At 34.8% G+C, this 17,217-nt stretch carries 17 protein-coding genes and 1 pseudogene; all 18 read right to left on the bottom strand.

Features of this window, described 5'->3' with window-relative positions; translation table 11 throughout:
- Positions 1–472 (bottom strand): annotated as a pseudogene (locus ACFSQJ_RS14930) (hypothetical protein); the annotation flags it as partial.
- A 574-nt stretch (positions 473–1,046) separates the two neighbouring features.
- Positions 1,047–1,817 carry a hypothetical protein gene (locus ACFSQJ_RS14925; protein ID WP_377767761.1) on the bottom strand — a complete coding sequence of 257 codons (771 nt, stop codon included), beginning with the start codon at positions 1,815–1,817 and terminating at the stop codon, positions 1,047–1,049.
- Between the two features lie 139 nt (positions 1,818–1,956).
- Positions 1,957–3,264, bottom strand: a complete 1,308-nt coding sequence (locus tag ACFSQJ_RS14920) for an ATP-grasp domain-containing protein (RefSeq protein WP_377767760.1) — start codon at positions 3,262–3,264, stop codon at positions 1,957–1,959.
- A gap of 8 nt (positions 3,265–3,272) precedes the next feature.
- Positions 3,273–4,514 carry a glycosyltransferase family 2 protein gene (locus tag ACFSQJ_RS14915; protein ID WP_377767759.1) on the bottom strand — a complete coding sequence of 414 codons (1,242 nt, stop codon included), beginning with the start codon at positions 4,512–4,514 and terminating at the stop codon, positions 3,273–3,275.
- Complete coding sequence (locus ACFSQJ_RS14910) at positions 4,501–5,337, bottom strand: SMP-30/gluconolactonase/LRE family protein (protein ID WP_377767758.1); 837 nt, start codon at positions 5,335–5,337, stop codon at positions 4,501–4,503. Before ACFSQJ_RS14910 ends, ACFSQJ_RS14915 begins: the two co-directional genes overlap by 14 nt.
- Positions 5,338–5,346: 9 nt before the next feature.
- The gene (locus ACFSQJ_RS14905; RefSeq protein ID WP_377767757.1) at positions 5,347–6,093 is read right to left on the bottom strand and encodes an SDR family NAD(P)-dependent oxidoreductase; all 747 of its coding nucleotides are present in this window, start codon (positions 6,091–6,093) and stop codon (positions 5,347–5,349) included.
- Positions 6,094–6,217: 124 nt separating this feature from the next.
- Positions 6,218–6,829 carry a sugar transferase gene (locus ACFSQJ_RS14900; RefSeq protein ID WP_377767756.1) on the bottom strand — a complete coding sequence of 204 codons (612 nt, stop codon included), beginning with the start codon at positions 6,827–6,829 and terminating at the stop codon, positions 6,218–6,220.
- A gap of 225 nt (positions 6,830–7,054) precedes the next feature.
- Positions 7,055–8,311, bottom strand: coding sequence for a sulfate adenylyltransferase subunit 1 (locus tag ACFSQJ_RS14895; protein WP_377767755.1), 1,257 nt, complete (start codon positions 8,309–8,311; stop codon positions 7,055–7,057).
- Positions 8,312–8,322: 11 nt separating this feature from the next.
- Positions 8,323–9,228, bottom strand: coding sequence for a sulfate adenylyltransferase subunit CysD (gene cysD, locus ACFSQJ_RS14890; protein ID WP_377767754.1), 906 nt, complete (start codon positions 9,226–9,228; stop codon positions 8,323–8,325).
- Complete coding sequence (cysC, locus tag ACFSQJ_RS14885) at positions 9,225–9,821, bottom strand: adenylyl-sulfate kinase (RefSeq protein WP_377767753.1); 597 nt, start codon at positions 9,819–9,821, stop codon at positions 9,225–9,227. Before cysC ends, cysD begins: the two co-directional genes overlap by 4 nt.
- Positions 9,806–10,234 (bottom strand): DUF2061 domain-containing protein, encoded by a 429-nt coding sequence (locus ACFSQJ_RS14880; RefSeq protein ID WP_377767752.1) that lies wholly within the window; start codon positions 10,232–10,234, stop codon positions 9,806–9,808. The genes cysC and ACFSQJ_RS14880 overlap by 16 nt, the downstream gene beginning before the upstream one ends.
- A gap of 30 nt (positions 10,235–10,264) precedes the next feature.
- The gene (cysQ, locus tag ACFSQJ_RS14875) at positions 10,265–11,068 is read right to left on the bottom strand and encodes a 3'(2'),5'-bisphosphate nucleotidase CysQ (protein WP_377767751.1); all 804 of its coding nucleotides are present in this window, start codon (positions 11,066–11,068) and stop codon (positions 10,265–10,267) included.
- 248 nt (positions 11,069–11,316) lie between these two features.
- The gene (locus ACFSQJ_RS14870; protein ID WP_377767762.1) at positions 11,317–11,565 is read right to left on the bottom strand and encodes an OmpA family protein; all 249 of its coding nucleotides are present in this window, start codon (positions 11,563–11,565) and stop codon (positions 11,317–11,319) included.
- Between the two features lie 219 nt (positions 11,566–11,784).
- Positions 11,785–12,039, bottom strand: coding sequence for a hypothetical protein (locus ACFSQJ_RS14865; RefSeq protein WP_377767750.1), 255 nt, complete (start codon positions 12,037–12,039; stop codon positions 11,785–11,787).
- A gap of 94 nt (positions 12,040–12,133) precedes the next feature.
- The gene (locus ACFSQJ_RS14860) at positions 12,134–13,609 is read right to left on the bottom strand and encodes a phosphoethanolamine transferase (RefSeq protein WP_377767749.1); all 1,476 of its coding nucleotides are present in this window, start codon (positions 13,607–13,609) and stop codon (positions 12,134–12,136) included.
- A gap of 700 nt (positions 13,610–14,309) precedes the next feature.
- Positions 14,310–15,512, bottom strand: coding sequence for an OmpA family protein (locus ACFSQJ_RS14855; protein ID WP_377767748.1), 1,203 nt, complete (start codon positions 15,510–15,512; stop codon positions 14,310–14,312).
- Positions 15,513–15,620: 108 nt separating this feature from the next.
- Positions 15,621–16,052 carry a hypothetical protein gene (locus ACFSQJ_RS14850; RefSeq protein ID WP_377767747.1) on the bottom strand — a complete coding sequence of 144 codons (432 nt, stop codon included), beginning with the start codon at positions 16,050–16,052 and terminating at the stop codon, positions 15,621–15,623.
- A 6-nt stretch (positions 16,053–16,058) separates the two neighbouring features.
- A complete protein-coding gene (gene bshA, locus ACFSQJ_RS14845; protein ID WP_377767746.1) occupies positions 16,059–17,201 on the bottom strand; it encodes an N-acetyl-alpha-D-glucosaminyl L-malate synthase BshA in 1,143 nt (380 codons plus the stop codon).
- Positions 17,202–17,217: the final 16 nt, after the last annotated feature.

Genomic DNA, 17,217 nt, shown 5'->3' with positions numbered 1-17,217 from the left:
GTAAATTATAAAACTGTAAAATTCTAGTAGCTTCATCAAAATCATTTTGAATACCACCACCAAAGCCAGTTGCGTTAACCGTTATCACTTCTAAGTTGAACAAATCTCCATTTGACAAAAGATATGCGAGAGCATGTTGATCATCGAGTTCATTATTTGCATCCGTATCAAAAATGATATTAAGTTTTTGAGTATCGCTTCCTGTTCCGGAATTGTCGCCCTCATCAGAATTTTCGTCTTCTCCTTCTTCCCCATTGTCAGAATCTGAATCATCGCTATCATCAGAACCATCTTGCATACTACTCTCTTCCTCGCTTTGAGAATCTGAATCTTGCTCAGATTCATCTATTTGCTCATCAGAAATAATTTCAAATAAATCAACGTCTTTTCCGCACGAAATACATATTGAAAAAACAATAAATAAAAAGTAAAAGATTGTAAAAAAACGGAGATGGTTTTTACAGGTAAGCATCGTGAAACTTTTTCGACAAGGGTACGTTCCATATATTCAAATTCGATGAAAAGAATAATATATTCGTTGAAACACACTTTTACTAAAATTTATAATTTCTCTCCCCGAATCGTAATCCTCTTTGTTCTTAAAGAAATAAAAACAGCTAAACAACCTGCTAAATCTCTTAAGAATAGCCTCATCTAACACAACAACCATGTAAGCATCTAAATGAATGAAATCTTTATCTTTTAATACCCAATCCAAAATTAATGTAAAGACCGAACACAACAGAAAATCATAATAAAAAAGCACAATGAGATTTGACAAATATTAACAAAAGGAGATTCTTAAATTAGGAAACTTTATTTCTGCTAGGCTGCAAATGTTAGGTTAACATATCTGTGAACAGAGAACTGAAATTTTATTTTCCCAGTTAGCATATTGTTTTTGGTAATCTTATTTTGTTAGTATTATATCGTTCATTGGGAAATAAGTCTCTCGAAAAATATCCAACAAAGAAGAAGATTGCCCAGGTTCTCTAGTTTTTATAAGAAAGATCTTCTTGCAACAAGTCAGTTATATCAAACTCGTATTAAATAGAAAATTCGCTTTTTAAAGATCTGATTGAAACCAATCGATATTTTTTTATTCTCCTAATTAACGTAGTCAAATTTTTTCTTCTAAAAAAGTTTAGCTTTGTCCTTCGTTCGCGCTTTCCTTCTTTATCCATTAACATATTAGTCCCATTGAGCATGCTATAAATTGATGCTGGGAAGGGCAACGGCAGTAAAGTATGCCCCTTTAATTCAGTCCAGCCATGTTTGAACAAGCCATTTTTATTGATCATAAGATGGAATAATTCTGGTTTTATGATTATACAAGATCCACAGATACGGTTGAAATTTTTTGAATTCCGATAGGCGTAACTACTTCCTTCTTTGTACAAATAACCTTTTTGGACATACCATCCAGGGATTGATTCGGAACAATTTTCATTGACATAGCTACTTATTTTATTACTTACACAATCATCTCCATCAACTATCATTATGTAGGAAACGTTTTCTTTTTGTGCCTCCTCAACCGCAAATTTAATTTTATTAGTCTTGTCAAAATTTTTTTTCATGTTATCTCCCCTGGGAGATCCACCCAGAACAGGTGGAGGAAAATCAACTTGCAAAAAAGTCACCCTATTATCGTTTACAAAAGAAGTCTCAGGAATTTCATGACAAGCCACGAAAACTTTGAAATCGGAATCTTTTTGATTACATATTGACTTTATGGTTCGTTCTACCAAACGAGAAAAATGATCCCAATCCTTCGAAATAGTTTTACTTTTTATAGGCACAATAAATGCAAGCATATCTTAATTTTTAAGATTTTATTAATATTTCATCTAAATATAAATGTATCTAAAATTTTAAAAAAAGGACCATTAACGGGAATCTTGATAAAGCATTTTGAACTGAGCATAATATTGAATGAACTCTGACTAATATACACTATGAATAATCTTCATGGTTAAACGGTTGCAGCCATTCCAAAACCATGTCATCACCTTGGGTATCGGTTACCGAAAGGGTATTCTCTATAAACTTGATCTTATCATTGATTTCGGTGATGTCTGCCCCTACCACATAAATTCGGGAATAAACCTGTCGTTCGGTGCCTAACCATTCAGGTGCCACAGTGTCTCCTTCTTTAAATCGCTCCAAGGCAAAGATTACGTTTTCATCGGCCTTTATGGTATCCATTCCTTGGATGTTGCCAATGGTACCTCCCTTCAACAAGACCCAAACAGTGCATGCGTTTTGTCCATTAAATTGGTAATCATTTACAGATTCAAAATCTGTGTTCCCAAAAGTTCCGCTCAAAGCGAAGTCGATAAGCATTTCTCTGTGGTCAAATCCATTGAAGTGGGCAATATGGATATGAGGAGCCTCACCTTGCAATCGAAATCCGGGATCATAGGCATATACGGTCCCGTTTTCAACAAAAAATTGAATATTGAGAATCCCGTTTTTAATTTCGAGCCCCTTAAAGAGTTCACAAAGCTTTGGGTGCATTTCCTTTACGAAAAGGTCGGTATGTTTTGAAGGATATACTGCTCCGATACAGACTGGGCTCGCATCACCTTGTTTTTTAGTTGTAATCCTATCAGAAACCGCTGAAATATTCGCAACACCGTCTTTAAACGTGTAGTAGGCCGCCATATCATCACAATCCATGTATTTTTCGACCAAGACAACACCCTTTTTAGAGAATTCAAGTGCAGTTTTAATCGATTGTTGATAATCATTGTCGTCCCTACATATTTTCATACCAACCCCACCTCCACTATCGACTGGTTTAATCATCAAGGGATAATTAAGTCCTTCAGGACGCGTTAGAGCCCCATCACCCAAAAGATAGATTCCTGGTATATCCTGGATTTTGTAGTCACTACAATATTTTTTAAAACCGTCCTTACTACAAAAGGCCTCTACCGCTTTTTCGGTGGCATAGCAATGGATGTCCAATTTTTGACAAATTTCCCAATAGGGTTTGACCAAAATGTCTGCAACACCGACCAAAACACCATCGGCCTCCACATCTATTGCAAGTTGGGCAATATCAGCCACCGCAAAGCCATCGATATCATGGGTTTCTGAGGCATTTTCTTTTGCAGGGGCGTTGGGATTAGGGTCAACAACAATGGTATAAACACCCATTTCATTTGCGGTATCCACGAGAACGGCAGTTTCAGGATTGCCTCCTAGAATGATAAGTTTTTTCATAAAGTCTTTGCTATTGTATTTTTGTTTTGGCATGGTCTTGACTAATTTGGACTGGTTTTCGAGAACATGAACATTTCGTCAAACCCTAATTTCTGTAAAACCAACTCGATTGCATTCAAATCTGTATCAATTTTAACTATTTTGTACTCCTCGATACCCATTTGAAGCAATTCTTCCTTTATAGCACGATAGTACGAAGGATGAATGGTTGCAATAATCAAATAATCGAAACCCTTGCTATCGAACTGACTGATAGGTTGAACCGAATTCCCGCCAATTTCCAATTCATGATAATCCAAGTCAATCCAAGTGGTAATCTCAAAGAATTTTCTTTTAGTATTTGTGGACAGAATGTGTTGTCCAAAAGACCCTGAACTGTAAACCACTATCTTTGATCCCTGCCTGACACCCAAAAAGGGATTGAAGATAAGGGTTTCGGTTCCATCATAAATAAATCCTCCTGATCGTACCAAAATCTGAGAATAAAGATAGTACGTAATCTGTTGATTTAGATTGTTAGAACTAAGTACCGATTGCAATCGTGTCTTCAAAAAATTCATTAATAAGCCCAAGCGATAATATTCAATTTCGGGATTTTCAATGGACTTTACGATGGAATCATGCCTTTGTCGATAATAGTACAAGGGAATCCTACTGACCACCATACGCTTCGTAATAGTAAGATAGGCATAGGTGATAGCCGCATCCTCACCCATGATAATGTCATTGGGCACATCGTATAATACTTTGGAAAGCTTGCTTTTCAAAAAGAGTTTGTTCCAAACATATGTAGATACTCCATGCTCGCAAAATTCCCCATTAAAGATGGCTTTTGGCAAAATATCGCCCTTAATTTCCTTTTCGTTAAAAACACCTGTAGTTTTTGGTTTTATAGTTTCGATTTTGCCATCGAATTCCCGAAAATGGCCGGTCACTACCAAATCTGCCTTATTGACACTAGCCAATTTATAAAGAATGTCGAGATAATATTTATCGACCCAATCATCACCATCTACGAAGGCAATGTATTTACCGGTGGAATTATCCAGTCCTTCTTTTCTGGCGCTCAAAAGTCCCCCATTTTTTTTATGGACGACCATTACCCTAGCATCTTTTTTAGCATAATCGTCACAGATTTTAGGACAGTTATCGGGGCTGCCATCATTTACCAAAACCAATTCAAAATTGTCAAACGATTGGTTAAGTAGACTTTCAATACACTGAGGTAAATACTTTTCTATTTTGTAAACGGGTACTATAACACTTATTTCAGCCTTGCTCAATGGTTTGATTTTTAGTTAGTTCAAAGTAGTAGAGATTCCCACCCATATGTTCTTCCGCCAATTCTGATTTTGCAGTGGTCACATACAGGTTGCCTAAATGGTCAAAACAACAAGAGGTTACATTTAGGCAAGGAAGATAAAGTTTATTCAATTGTCGGCCCGTATCAGGATTCCATTTAGATATGCAAGAACCACCCCATTCTGCAATCCACAACATGCCTTCTTGATCAATACACATACCATCGGGGCTGCCTTCACCAACAAATTCAATCACATTAGAATCAAAAACAACCGTTCCTTTAGAAATGTCATAAAAATATTTTGCTACTTTCTTTGTTGGAGTATCAATAAAGTATAATACCCTGCTATCGTTTGTAAATGCCAGACCGTTTGAAATGGTAGTTCGTTCGATAAGCGTACTGAAACTACCTTGGTGGTATGAATATACAGTTCCTATTTCTTCTTGAACCTCAGGATACCCCATCGTACCAATGATATACCGCCCAATAGAGTCTTGTATGCCGTCATTGTAACGCACATTTTCATCAATGCCTATCTGAAAGCGAAAAGACTTTTCAAGCGTGGTAAAGTTAATCTCATAAAACCCATTCTTAGATGCCGCCAATATTTTTTTAAATCCTAAAATATAAACGCAACTTACCGGTGAATCTAATTTTACGCTGAGGATTTCGTGATTCCCAGGATTGTAGCAATACACCAGACAATCTAAAATTGAAACGAAGTAAAGGTATTCATTTTGACAATCAAAGACAGGTCCCTCCAAAAGTTCCATGCCAGAATGAAAAATCAAAGTTGGTTCCATATCATTTTTTTAAATATACTCGCCCCCTGTTACCCGAATCAAAGAACCAGTGGTCATAGCAGATTCATCAGAAATAAAATGCATGACCGCAGGAATGGGATCTAAGGTATTGAGCATCCTACCCATAGGGATTATGCTCTCCGCCTTGCCTTTGAGCTTAGTCTCATCTAACCCTTCTTGTGTTCTAAGTTTAAGCTCGCCCTCAGTGTCCGTCCAACCCATGACCAAATAATTTGAACGAACACCAAACTTTGCGTAATGGTGAGCAATATGATTTGAAAGTGTATATAAGGTGCTTTTTGTCAATGCATAGGGTGCACGATTAATCTGCCCATAATCCATATGTGCAGAGCCAAAGAAAATTATTGAGCCCGATCTTTGGTTGACCATCGCCCCTAAAACGTTCTTTACCAAAAAATATGGGGCTTTTAGATTAATATTGAATACACTATCATACACTTCTTCATCAGTGTCAAGCAACGATGACACAGGGGTAACGCCAGCATACAAGACCAAAGCATCAATTCTTTTGAACTTCTGGAGGGTCTGGTTGAAATAATTTTCAATCTCTTGAATAGTATTAAGGTCGAGCTTGTGAAAATAGAGCCTATCGTGAGCCTGTAGCTCATCAATTACTTTTGTTCCTTCGTTTGAATTTCTACCGCAAAAAGCTACATTGTAGCCCTTTTGTAGAGAAGATTTTAATATCTCTTTTCCTACCCCCTTGGTACCTCCCAAAATCATAACTGTTTTCATAAGTAATGATGTTGTTTTTACCGACGCAAATCGGGTTATTCATAATTACAGTCAACTTATCAATTAATTCTTGTTAAATATTGTACTGCAATGTGTTTTATTGTTTTAAACCAGTTCTTTCTCTTTATGCAGTATTTGTGCCCGTAAAACGTTCCATGGTATCACTTTCACTTGCAGCTATACCATCTCGCTTAAGAACTTTTTGTACCGTCTTTATCAAAATCTTAATATCGGTGATAAATCCAATATTTTTTACATACCAGCTGTCGTGTTCAAATTTTTGTTCCCAACTTAAGCTATTGCGACCTTTAACCTGGGCCCATCCAGTAATACCCGGTCTTACAAGGTGTCTTCTTGCCTGTTCATTAGTGTATAAAGCCAAATAGGCGACTAAAAGAGGTCTTGGCCCAACAAAAGACATATCGCCCTTTAGAACGTTGAATAATTGCAATAATTCATCAAGAGATGCACCTCGAACAAATTTACCTACTTTTGTTATGCGTTCCATATCAGGTAAAAGATTTCCGTATTCATCCTTTTTATCATTCATGGTCTTGAACTTAATAATCGTGAAGATTTTTTCGTTCTTACCCGGCCTTTTTTGTAAAAAAAAGGGTTTGCCCCCATTGACAAAAAACAAGAGAATTGTTAATATTAAAAGAATAGGAAAAATACATAAAAGTATTATCACCGAAAAAAGAAAATCAAAAGAAGGCTTGATGATTGCCTGGTACATAGTTCAAATTTTATAATTAAGAACAATTCAAAAATTTTGAAGTCAGCAGCACATATAACGTTTATGCTTCAAATAAAGATTATTAATCGTTTATAGAATGAACCTTACCACCTCAATCTAAATAACTCATTAGAGTGATTTCTATTGCTCTATTAAAAAGATTTCCTGTTGAGGAGATTAACTCTTATCAATTAAACCAAACTTTTCAAATCTTAAATCGTTTTGTTAAACAATCATTCCTGCGGCAACAGTCTCATTGGTACTCTCATCAATTAAGATTAAACTGCCTGTAGCCCTATTTTCTCTATATGAATCTACCATTAGAGGTTTTGTTGTACGTATTTTAACTTTACAGATATCATTCATTTTCATATCCTTATCATCAAAATTACGTCCTAGAGTTTCTATATCAATCTTATAAATCACCTCTTTGATCATTGCCGTTTGCTCATTACTAGTATGCCTAACTGTATATTTAGTGCGTGGCTTGGCCGCAGAATTATTCATCCAACACAACATAACTTCCAGGTCTTGGACGGGCTCAGGCTTATTGTTTGATCTTACTATCATATCTCCTCTACCAATATCTATATCATCCTCTAAAGTCATAGATATAGACATAGGAGCATAAGCCTCTTCAATTTCTCCTTTAGGCCCTTCTACAGTTTTGATTATAGAGGTAAAACCTGATGGCATTACAGTAACTTCATCACCAGGTCTAAAAATTCCGCTAGAAATCCTTCCTGCATAACCACGATAATCAATAAACCCATCTCGTTGCGGCCTTAATACTGTCTGAACTGGGAAACGAGCATCAACACTATTAAAATCACTACTTATATGAATAGTCTCTAACGTGTGCAATAAAGGTGCACCATTATACCATTCCATATTTTCAGAGCGATTTACTACATTATCTCCCAAAAGGGCACTTATCGGAATAAAACGTACGTCTTTAACCAAAAGTTTTGAAGAAAAATCTTGAAATTGTTTAACAATGTTATTATATACTTCTTCCCTAAAATCAACTAAATCCATTTTATTAATACAAACAACAAGATGTGGAATTTGTAATAATGATGCGATGAAAGAGTGGCGTTTTGTTTGTTCGATTACCCCATGCCTTGCATCTATTAAAATAATAGCAGCATTTGCGGTAGAAGCACCAGTTACCATATTTCTAGTATATTGAATATGCCCTGGTGTATCTGCAATAATGAATTTTCTTTTTGGTGTAGTAAAATACCTATAGGCAACATCTATAGTAATTCCCTGTTCACGTTCATCTTTGAGTCCGTCAGTAAACAACGCAAGATCAACACCGTCGTGACCTTTTTTTAGACTTGTACTTTCAATAGCCTCGAGCTGATCTTCGAAGATTGATTTGGAGTCGTACAATAGTCTTCCGATTAACGTACTTTTCCCATCATCTACACTCCCAGCTGTAGTAAACCTTAATAATTGATTATTATTTAATTCCATTTTTATCTTCTTTAAAAGTAACCTTGTCTTTTTCTATCTTCCATTGCGCTTTCCGAGCGTTTGTCGTCAGTTCTATTTCCTCGTTCGGTTTGTCTCATGCCAGAAACTTCCTCAGCGATTTTTTCAAGAGTATCGGCATCTGATTCTATACCTCCTGTAATAGTGATATCACCAAGCGTACGGAATCTTATCTTCTTTGTAACGATTTCTTCTCCCTCCTCCAACTTTAAGAACTCGGAATTAGGAATCCAAGAATCGCTTCGCCAGACTACTTCGCGTTCATGAGCATAATACAAAGAAGGAATAGCTATGTTTTCTCTACAGATATAGTTCCAGACATCCATTTCAGTCCAGTTACTAATGGGAAAAGCTCTGAAGTGTTCCCCTTCGAAATGCTTACCATTAAAAAGATTCCATAATTCTGGGCGCTGATTTTTTGGATCCCATTGTCCAAAATCATCCCTATGGGAAAAGAAACGTTCTTTGGCCCTTGCCTTTTCCTCGTCTCTTCTTCCTCCTCCTATTGCACAATCAACTTTGTTTACTTCAATTGCATCCAATAGTGTGGTAATTTGAAGTGCATTCCTTGTGGCATTTTTCCCTTTCTCTTCAGCAACACGACCTTGGTCAATGGATTCTTGCACAGAACCTACTATCAGATTTACACCAAGTTCTTTAAGTGTATCATCTCTGAATTGTATGGTCTCTGGAAAGTTATGTCCTGTATCAACATGCATCAAGGGAAAAGGTATTTTGGCAGGATAAAAGGCTTTTTTTGCCAAATGGGCAACCAAGATGGAATCTTTTCCTCCAGAAAAAAGAATTACCGGGTTTTGAAATTGCGCCCATACCTCCCTAAGAACGTAAATGGCTTCGGATTCTAATTCGTCAAGGTAATTTAAATAGTATTTACTCATTTTTTGAGTCTTAAATGGTTTTTAATTTTATGATAAATAATTTCTACTGATTCCTCAATGGAATTCTCATGAGTCACTTCTGCATTAGCCCTTTCTGGCACCTCATAAGGTGCTGAAATTCCGGTCATGTTCGTTATTTCACCTTTCCGTGCCTTCGCATATAAGCCTTTGACATCGCGTTGTTCACAAACCTCAAGGCTAGCATTCACAAATACCTCGAAATAATTCTCGGCACCAACCGTATTTTTAATCAAATCACGGTCTTTCTTATACGGAGCTACAAAGGCGGCTAAAACAACCATACCAGCATCAACAAACAATTTAGCAATCTCTCCGATTCTACGATTGTTTTCAGAGCGATCTTCAGGGCTAAATGAGAGGTCTTTATTGATTCCATGTCTTATATTATCTCCATCAAGAGCAAACGTTTTTATACCATCAGTATGTAATTTTTCTTCTAAGGCATTTGCTATGGTCGATTTTCCCGATCCGGATAAACCGGTAAAAAAAATTAATATGGAACGATGTCCATTAGCTTTTTGGCGATCGTTGGGGTTCACACCATAACTATGTCGCACTATATTTTTTTCCATCTCTTTGATCTAATGATTTTATCAAGGCCAAAATTAATGCGATACCATATACGTTCATGTCCGTAATACAATATCATTTTAGTAATTACTTCAGCACCTCCTATTTTTAAACCTGTAAGTGGATTTCCAGAGATAATCCAGGATAGTAGAATGGTGTCTAATGTACCAACGACCCGCCACGAAACGGTTTTTAATAAATGTCTTTTTCTACTTTCAGGTATGCCCACACGAAGCCAAGCTCTTTCATGTACGTAGTACAATATCATTTTGGTCACCACTTCGGAAAAACCGATTTTCAAACCAGTCATAGGGCTGCCGGTAATAATCCATGATAATAAAACGGTATCCAAGGTACCAACCATCCGCCATGTAATGGTCTTGGCAATGTGTCTTTTATGGGAAATTTTTCCCATAAACCGTGATATTTTACCCATAGCTCCCATTTATTTTCGGACCAAAAAGAAGGGGTTTAATAGGCTTTCCTTATTGTAATCGAGTTCTTCATTTGTTTCCTGCGAAATTACATTTAAACCTACCGCATTGCAAATAGCTTGACCGGCAGCAGTATCCCACTCCATTGTGGGCGCAAATCGTGGGTAAACATCCGCCTTACCTTCCGCAACCAAGCAAAATTTTAAAGAACTACCTTTTGAGACTATATCAACACTGTCAAAATTAGATTTAACTGAATCAATGTAATCTAGTGTATTTTTATTCATGTGAGATCTACTACCTACAACCCTAATAATATCTTTATCCAGTAAGCTCGGTACTATTCTGTCTTCTTCCGAAAAAAGTGCTTTAGTGATATTATGATTTTGATCTAAAATAGATTTATAGGCTACATTCTTACTGACTTCTGCATAATAGATTTCTCGAGTGACAGGAACATATATAATCCCTAATGTGGGCTTACCTAATTTACACAAAGCAATATTTACAGTAAATTCCCCATTTTTTTTAATAAATTCCTTAGTGCCATCCAAAGGGTCAACTATCCAACACTCATTCCAATCCCTTCTATCTACATACGCTATCTCTTTATTTTCTTCGCTAATTATTGGAATATTAGTTGTTTTTAAATATTCCATAATAGCATTGTTTGATGCTATATCGGCAACTGTTAGTGGTGATTCATCGTCCTTTGACTGAATTCCAAAGTCCTCATTCTCATATATTTCTAATATTTTTACTCCAGCATCAATAGATGCTTTTATTGCTAACTTTAATAATTCTGTATGATTCAAAGTTATTGTTTTTATTAAATATTATTTATTAAATGGTATGCTATTATTAAACAAATATAAATAAGGCACTATCCTAAAAGAAACTAATACTTTAAAATGCGTAAAATATAGACTAGATACACATCCTCATAGTTCAAAGTGAAAATCTTCAAAATTAATACTATACTTTTATCAACTATTTTACCGCTATCCTAAACTCACATCTTCTATTCTCTCTGTGCTTAGCTTCTGAGCTGTACTCCATCTCTCTACTCATTAGATAATTGGTCTTCTCCTTTTGCTTCGCTTGTTAATCTGTCTGATGAAATGCCCTGAGAAATTAGATAATCAATTGTATGCTTAAGTCTACGCTCAGAAAGCCATTGTTTATATGTAGATGAACCTCTAGAGTCTGCATGTGAACTGACTTTTAAAATAACTCTTGGGTTTTTATTTAAAATACTAATAAGTTCACCCAGCATTTGTTCATGGTCAGTGTTTAAGTACGAAGAATTCAAATCAAAATAGACATTCCACAAAGTCTTAATTTATTTTTCTAATTCTTGCAAAAGAGCTAATTTTTCTCTCCATTTTTAGAAAGTCCTTTTTCAACATTAAATCAATACACAATACCTACAGTATGCTGTATGGATTCGTTGAATTCTCTGTACTAATTGCCCATTTCCCAGTTGAATTCAAATCAAGACCAATTCTATAATTAAATCAAACCCTAAATCCTACTGAAGCATTAAAGCGCTTCTACCTTGATTATTTGCGTCTGTATAACCTAGACCTAAACCAACATAAGGGTCAAAAAATCCAGTTTCACCTAAAATTTTATTCAAATCGTAGCTAACTCGCAAATCTGCCGCATAATAACTTATCATTGTATCATTTACTTGATTATCTACAATCTTACCTTCTTTATATTTATTATAAGTTCCAATTGCTTCAAGTCCAAGTCCATTCTCAAAGTATTTTCCAATACTCAACCTAGATGGAGAAGGAACTGAATTCCAATTGTCTTTTACATTAAAAATGTCCGTGAATTCAGAAGCAGTGTCATCTTTTGATTTGGGTTAAATATTATTTCCTATCATAATCTTTACCATCAATCAATACTCGTTTACGGTTATGATTAAATTTCTTATTGAACACACTTTTGGTTTCATCAAGTAAAGGGCTTTTAATATTATTAATGTCAATTACTGAGTGGAAGAAGTCGTCTGATACATATGGCATATTTTTATTCCCTAAAATAGTACTTGTTATGTTTTTGTTTTTCTTCATATACTCAGATGATAGCCATACAATAAATGGGATTTCGACTAATATTTTAGGCATTTCTTTTGAATAACCATGTCCTACTCTATTCGTTTCATCGTATACATTTTCTCCATGATCTGATAAATAAATTGCAGAAGAAATATGCCCTTTTTCTGATAAGGTATATTTATTTAAAGTAGAAAGAATACTATCAACAACAAAATCATTATAATAGATAGAGTTATGATATTCGTCAATTAACCTTTCTTTTTTAGATTTTCCACCTTTGAAACGTTCAAAACTAGGAGGATATCTTTTATTATATGTGTGATGGCTACCCATTAAATGTAATACAATAAACTTCCTATTTCCACTTCTTTTTAAAATAGATTCAAAAGGTTCTAATAAATCTCCATCATGAGCTCGACTGAAGAATGCCTCTCCAGATGAACTACCATTTGTATTAACAAATTGCGTATAATCTGACTTTCTTGCTATAGCACTTATAACATTATCCAGCATTCCAATAGGAGATTGATTTGAAATCCAAAATGTTTCAAATCCAGCAGAATGAAAAATGTCCAGTAGATCTATGCTCTCAGCAACACTAAGTTTATTTTCTAAGTTAGACTGCGATAGCATAGCGGGTACACTATGAATAGTGTAATTGTATCCTGAAACAACATCAGTATATTTTATAATATCGTTTCTATTAGAAAGCTTTGGGTTAGTATCTACTTTTGAGCCGTATAATGACATATGTCTTCTACTGCACGTTTCGCCAATAATTAATACAAAAGTCTGTTGCTGATTTTGGTCCTTTTGCAATGCTGCATCTACTGTTTTTAGTTTATTTTTTTTGGCTTCCTTTTTGTAATCATCTAATAAGACGATAAAAGCATAGGAAATCTTAACTGATTGAGGTAGAAATCTATACTTTGGTATTGAATTTCTGAGTCTAAAAACAACTATAAAAAAAATAATTACAACAGTCCCAATATGAATTAATTTATTTTTAATTACTTTCTTCGATGTTGATTTTCTTAATGCAAGAACAAATATTGCTGTGTATATTATTAATAGAATGTAATCCCATGATGATTTCATATCTAAAAACCCCACAGCTTCTTCAAAGTTCGTGTTTGAAATTATAAGAAGACTTGTAATTGTCATTGGAGCTTTCATTGTAATCCAATGACCAATCTCAATAAAACCAATTAAAAAATAAATACATAGTCCTATTTGGTAGATAATCTTTTTTTGAAATATACAGTATGGGATTGTGACAATAAGCATCCACATCAAATTAACCAGAATAGAGAAACTATCTGACAATTCATGATCAATAAAGAATCCCAATAAAACAGGACTCAAAACTAATAATACTAAATAGGGGGGATAGAGTAAATTTATAGTCCTTAAAATATCATTATGATTGTACAAGACTAAATTATGTTTATTATAAATTTAACCTTTAATTTATATAAATTTAACATACATAAAATAAAAATCGATTAGCAGTTTAAAAAGTCCGCTGTTTTACCCCTAATTGTTTTTTTTTTTGTGAAATGTAGGTGAAGTCATACATTTTTAGTTTATGAAGATTTCAAAAAAAAGATAGCTGATGATAATGAAGTTGCTGAAATAACGTGAGATTAAGAAGTTTTCCACTTGTATCTTTTATCCTTTGAGAAGCTTATGAAAATAAAGGCTTGAAGATAAAAATAGTAAACCCTAATAACAGAAGTATTGAACTTAGCAACGTTCCATCCAATAGAGAAGGAGATTATTATTAACTTTAGACACAGACAGGTAGGTCCTCAATACCTAGCTTTTAAAGTTTCTTTAAAAAATTGTTGATTCACCTCTCTCAATTTAAAATGCCTAAAAGTATATCTCCTCATAATTCTTTATTCTTTATATCTGTGGAAATATTTAAAACTAAAAAGCTATCATGAGATAGTCCTATTTATAGGTTGAGCCTAGTACATTGTTACTACCTATTTATAGCATTAAAACTTTCTCTAGTTATTTGAAAGGCGGACCTTCTATTTTCACTATGTTTTTTTTCTGGACAGGCTATATTATCATCACAATCATTTAACAATTCTGTCTCCCCAAAAGCTTTAGTTATAATTCTTCCTTCTGAAATTCCTCTTGTAGTCAAATACTTTACAGAGCGTTTTGCTCTTTTTTCAGATAGCCATTTATTATATTTATGTGTACCCCTAGAGTCAGTGTGAGCTGATATTTGAATTTTTATTTCTGGATTTTCATTTAAAATAATAATCAATTTCTCCAAAATCTGCTTATCCTCGGAGCTTAAATAAGAAGAGTTTAAATCAAAATAAACATTACCCAATGCTGCAATTTCTTTGGCTATTTTCGCATTGGCCAATTTTTCAGTATTCTCTTTATTTTTATCATCAGCTTTAAGCTTAGCAGCTTCTTCAGCCTCCCTTTTAAGAAGCTGAGCTAGTTCCTTTGCTTCCTGCTCAGCTCTTTGCGCCGAGTCAATTGAATCTTGAACACGTTGCTGCTCCTTCTCCAATTCTTGGAGTTGGGCCAATTTCTCCTCCCCTTTTCTAGAAAGCCCTTTTTCAATTCCGAATTGATAAACCAGTCCTGCAGCATGTTGAATGTGATTTGTAGCACCTTCGGTACTCATTGCCCATTTACCGGTGGAATTAAAATCAAGACCTATTCTATCATTAAACCATGCTCTGAATCCCACGGAAGCGTTATAAGTTCCTCTACCAACGTTGTTTGCATCGGTATAGCCGATACCCAAACCAACATAAGGGTCAAAAAAACCAGTTTCTCCTATAATTTTATTTAAATCATAACTAGCTCTAAAATCAAGAGCATAATAATTTATATTTTCTGAAAGGATATCACCATCAATGGTCTTTCCTTCTTTATACCTGTTATATGAACCAATGGCTTCCAGTCCTAAACCGTTTTTAAAATATCTGCCTATGCTCAAACGAGATGGAAAAGGAACAAAATTCCAATTATCCTTAACATTAAAAATATCGGTGAATTCAGAACCGGCATCATCTACAACGTTGAAGCCCACACCAAAAATCCAAGAACCGGTAACAATGGAATCTTTTTCGGTAATGGTATATTCCTGGGAAAATACAGTTACAGATAGCAATAAAGTAATTACAAGTAAGGTTAATCTTGTAGTTTTCATATTAAAGTTTTTGGGGAATCTCTGAACGAAATTAGAACAAATGAAAGTAGTGTTAAAATAATCTACCTCCAAAGGTCAGTAAAAATCGATAATAGGTACAAAGATTTCCTAAAACGATTTAAAAACAATATTATTTTTTACGATAGGCATTTTATAAACGCAAAAAGGATAAGCGATTGCCTGCCCAGATTTATCCTCCATTTTCACCTCAATAATGGTCTCTTCGTCCTTATTCTCAGCCATTTTAAGATAAGGGAGAGCGGTTGTCTTTTGCTCGCCCGTACATGCGATTAAGACAAGTTCTTTCGAAAAATCTACTTTAGGTAATGGAATTCCAGGCTTTCTAGTTCTATTAACTCTTGAAAAGAAAGCTTTTAACGCTTTTTCATCCTTAATAACAGCAGTCTCTGAAGTATCTGTATAGAAATAACCGTCTTGTACCAAGAGCGTTAACCCATTATCGTCTATTTCTTGAGAAAGATTCTTTTGACTCTTACAAGATGAAGCTAAAATCAATATTGAAATTAATAAAATTTTCATTTGCTTTTAATATGAGTTTTTATATCTGGATTTATAAGCTTTCTCATAAACTTCCTCGTACATCGGTAGAATATTCAAAATATCAAATTGTATTGCCCAATTGTATGCCTCAGTCTTAAATCTTTCAAGTGCATCGTCATCTTTCAAAATTTCAATAGCATTCTCAGCCATTTCGGATACATTACCAATATCACTCAAATATCCGGTGATTCCATGCTTATTAACCTCCGGTATCCCACCCGCATTGGATGATACTACTGGTACTTTATTAATCATCGCCTCGAGTGCCGCCAAACCAAAACTTTCAGATTCTGATGGAAGTAGAAAAAGGTCTGAAAAACATAAAATGCGATCGATTTCATTACTATTCCCCAAGAAAACAACCCGATCTTTTATACCAAGTTTCTCGCATAACCGCTCAGCGCCCTCTTTTTCGGGGCCTTCACCAACCATCATCAATTTTGCAGGTATTTTATCCTGAATTTTCTTAAAAACTTGAATAACATCTGGTATGCGCTTAACTTTTCTAAAATTACTGATATGGGTAACTATTTTTTCATCTTCATTCGCCATAAGGGAACGCTGACAATCTGTATAATCTGGACTATATTTTTTCTTGTCGATAAAATTCGGAATGACCGCTATCTCTTTTTCAACATCAAAAATTTCAAGTGTACTATTTTTTAGATTTTCTGAAACTGATGTTACCACATCTGACTTGTTTATACTAAATGTAACCGCTGGTTTATAAAAAGGATGCTTACCAACTAGGGTAATATCTGTTCCGTGAAGTGTAGTTATCATGGGGATATAAATATCTTCTTCTTGAAGCATTTTTTTTGCCATATAACCTGCATAAGCATGAGGTATGGCATAATGCACGTGCAGCAGTTCTACACCGAACATTTTAACGGTATCCACCAACTTACTGGAAAGCGCCAATTCATAAGGTTGATATTTGAATAAAGGGTAGTCGGGCACATTTACTTCATGAAAATGAATGTTGTTACTCAACAATTCTAAACGTACTGGCTGTTTGTAAGTGATAAAATGCACTTCATGACCACGTTCTGCCAAGGCTATGCCCAATTCGGTTGCCACTACTCCACTCCCCCCAAAGGTCGGGTAACATACTATAGCTATCTTCATAGGTATAAAATTAGCT

Origin of the sequence: Croceitalea marina (genome assembly GCF_042684265.1) — a bacterium.
GTDB lineage: Bacteria > Bacteroidota > Bacteroidia > Flavobacteriales > Flavobacteriaceae > Croceitalea > Croceitalea marina.
Note: the sequence above shows the minus strand (reverse complement) of the source record. Positions and strands in the feature narration are given on the sequence as shown.